5 protein-coding genes are annotated in these 3,165 nt (G+C 65.8%); all 5 read right to left on the bottom strand.

Features of this window, described 5'->3' with window-relative positions:
- Nucleotides 1-56: 56 nt before the first annotated feature.
- Nucleotides 57-632, bottom strand: a complete 576-nt coding sequence (locus tag AC1D34_RS35830; protein ID WP_476826821.1) for a YecA/YgfB family protein — start codon at nucleotides 630-632, stop codon at nucleotides 57-59.
- A 41-nt stretch (nucleotides 633-673) separates the two neighbouring features.
- Entirely contained in the window at nucleotides 674-2,224 is a 1,551-nt protein-coding gene (gene tnpC / locus AC1D34_RS35825; RefSeq protein ID WP_476826820.1) for an IS66 family transposase, read from the bottom strand.
- Between the two features lie 48 nt (nucleotides 2,225-2,272).
- Nucleotides 2,273-2,626, bottom strand: a complete 354-nt coding sequence (gene tnpB, locus AC1D34_RS35820; RefSeq protein ID WP_476826819.1) for an IS66 family insertion sequence element accessory protein TnpB — start codon at nucleotides 2,624-2,626, stop codon at nucleotides 2,273-2,275.
- Complete coding sequence (tnpA, locus tag AC1D34_RS35815; RefSeq protein WP_476826822.1) at nucleotides 2,623-2,946, bottom strand: IS66-like element accessory protein TnpA; 324 nt, start codon at nucleotides 2,944-2,946, stop codon at nucleotides 2,623-2,625. Before tnpA ends, tnpB begins: the two co-directional genes overlap by 4 nt.
- A gap of 11 nt (nucleotides 2,947-2,957) precedes the next feature.
- Nucleotides 2,958-3,165: hypothetical protein (locus AC1D34_RS35810; RefSeq protein ID WP_476826818.1), on the bottom strand; the 208-nt coding region annotated here is incomplete at its 5' end.

Genomic DNA, 3,165 nt, shown 5'->3' with positions numbered 1-3,165 from the left:
GTAACTGGTGCGAGCGGGCCACCTTGCGACGATCGATAACCCCGCTTGCTGATCCACTATCGCCGCCTGGACTGGCCGGTGGGGATGAAGTGATAGTGGTTGCGGATGGTGGCGACGCTCAGCGGGATATCGTTCCAGACCTCGCTRATGAAGGTCTGCGTCTGCGGACCAGGCCTGGGCGGGCCAAGGTAAGGTCGGCCCTGCTCGTCCTTGCAGTAGAGCAGGATGGGGAGCATCAGGCCGTTAAGCTGATTGGCCGGATCCATCACTGAGTGCCATTCGGCCAGGTTCAGCTTCACCGCCGCGAGGAAGCCTTCACACCAGTCCGCCGGCCAGGTGTCTCCATTGCCCCTGCGCCGGTGATGAGGCTCGACGATGCCGTCTTCGAGCGCGCCAGTGATACGGTTGAAGCGGTCGGCCGCGGCCTTGATGGCCGCAAACTCCGGCGTGGCGCCGGTGTTGAGCGCATCCTGATCGAGCGCCAGCGCCGCCAGCAGGCTCCCGATCAGGTCCAGGTCCAGCGGCCCCGCCGCAAGCGCGGTCACGAAGCCGTCCAGCATGGCCAGGTTCGTCGCCAGCGGCTTCCGCGCCCGGCGCGCCTGCAGCCAACGATCCAGTTCCTTGTCGTCCATGGCCCGCTCGGACGGGGCAGCAGCGGGGCGTCGGGTCCGGATCATGCCGCCAGTCTTTCCGCCCCGCGCGCGGCTTTCCAGTTCCAGGCGAGGAGCTGATCCAGATCGTTCGCCTTCACCGCGCCGCTGGCCATCTTCTCCAGTACGTCATTCAGCCAGGTGAAGGGATCGACATCGTTCAGTTTGGCGGTGTTGAGAAGCGAGGCCAGGATGGCCCAGGTCCGGGCCCCGCCATCATCGCCGGCGAAGAGGTGATTTCGCCGACCAAGGGCGATCGGGCGCATGGTCCGCTCAACCGTATTGGTGTCCACCTCGAGCCGTCCGTCTTCCAGGAAGCTCACCAGCCCATGCCAGTGGGCAAGCGTGTAGCGGATCGCCTGGGCCAGACCGGATTTGCGCGACAGGCMCGGAAGCTCGGCCTCGAGCGTAACCTTGAGATCTGCCATCAACGGCGCGGCATAAGCCTGCCGAGACCATAGCCGCTCCTCGGCGCTCAGGCCGCGGATCTGGTTCTCGATGGCGTAGACCGCGGCGATGCGCCCGATGATGTCCGCCGCTATGGCAGAGCCCGTCTGCTTATGGACCTCGACAAACTTGCGCCGCGCATGGGCCAGACAGAAGGCAAGCGTGATCGGGCCGGGCTTGCGGCCACGGACAGCCAGCTTCTTGTAGGCACCATAGCCGTCAACTTGCAGCAGACCCTGATAGCTCTTGAGCTGCTCGCGGATCTCATGATGGCCGCGCCCTTCGGCATAGACATAGACCACCGCCGGCGGCGTCGGGCCGCCCCAGCATCGGTCATCCGTCGCATGGGCCCAGAACTGTCCCTTGTGTGTGCGCCTCAAGCCCCGTCGTCGGACCGGAAGCGGGGTCTCGTCACAGAAGATCCGGCCGGCGCGATGGATCGCCTTCAACTGCAGCTCGTAGAGCGGCTTCAGCCACCAGGCGGCCTTCTTCATCCAGCGGGTCAAGGTCGAGCGATCCAGCTTCACCCCCTGTCCGGCCAGCATGCGGGCCTGCCGGCTGAGCGGCATGAACCAGGCGAACTTCCAGACCGCTACGCTGGCGATGACGGATGTCGAYGCCATGCCGCCGTCGAAGAGACGGGCCCTGGCCGGCGCCTGGACAACGCCGGTCTCGCAGGCGCGGCAGGCATACTTCGGACGGAKGGTGCGCACGACGCGCACGATGGCGGGCACCACGTCGAGGGCTTCGGAGACGTCCTCTCCGATCCGGTGCAAAGTGCCTGCGCAGCAGGCACAGGAGGTCTGCTCCGGCTCGATGATCTCGTCGATGCGGGGAAGATGGCGTGGCAGGCAGCCGAGATTGCGTCTGGCCCGACCGCGCTCGCTTGACGAGGCCTTCGGCGGCGGCGCCTCGTCATTGGCTGCGGCGGGCGGGCCGATGCCGCCAAGCTCCAGGTCCAGCTGACCGTCCAAAACGACTGTCGCCCGCTCGGACCTGGGACCGAAGACATACGCCCGGAGCAGGGCGTTCTGCGCCTCCAGTTCGGCGATCCGCGTCGCCTGGGCCGCTACGAGCGACCTGAGGGCGTCGGAAGATTCAGGCAAATCAGGAGCGCGCGGCGACATAGGGCTTCCTACCCCAGAAAGCCTAGAAACACCAATGAATACAACGCCTCACCCGACTTTCATGGGACGCCTGACCGGCATCGGACGCACCCGCGTCCAGTCCAGACCGTCAACCAGCATGGCCATTTGTGCGGGCGTGATGACGACCGCCCCGTCAGCGATCGGCGGCCATGTGAAGCGCCCGTCCTCCAGCCACTTGGTCGCCAGGATCATGCCGCTGCCGTCCCAAGCCAGAAGCTTCAATCTGTCGGCCCGCTTGCTGCGGAAGACAAAGACGTCACCACAGAATGGATCCGCCGCCAGCGCCTCGGCGACCAGGCTGCTCAGTCCCTGGACACCTTTGCGGAAATCGACGGGTCTTGAGGCGATGACAACCTTCAGGTCGGCGCGGAGGGCGATCAAGCGCTGGCCCGCACCGCGGCCAGGACGGTTTCCAGGGCGGCGCGATCGACGCCACCCGTGATCCGGATACGCGCCCCGAGAAGCTCCARCTCGATGACGCCAGCGGAACCAAGCCCACGCTCTGTCGGCGCCGCCGCAACGAGGGGCACGAACCTCACCGCGCCCTCATTCATCCGCTCGCGCGCGACGCGGCGCCAGTAATGCAACAGGCCGATGCTGACGCCGTTTTCCCGAGCGAGTGCCGAGACATTGCAGCCCGGCTCGAAGCTCAAGGTCGTGATCCGGGCTTTCTCCTCCCGCGACCAACTCCGTCGCCTCACCTCCCCGGTGATCACCTCGATGCGCCGGTAGCGATCCGGTCCGGCCGTTCCTCTCCCTCGCACACCATGCTGATCACCATCACCAGCATCGGCATGAGTATCGTCAGCACTGTGTTGATGATCATCATTAAGCCCTGACACGGCGACCTCCTCGTCTGAGAGGCGAGATCATCCAGACTTGGATCCAGCCGCGGAAGGTGGCGCGCTCGCACCAGGTAC

It is taken from the genome of Allobosea sp. P1_A7 (assembly GCF_056406775.1).
Note: the sequence above shows the minus strand (reverse complement) of the source record. Positions and strands in the feature narration are given on the sequence as shown.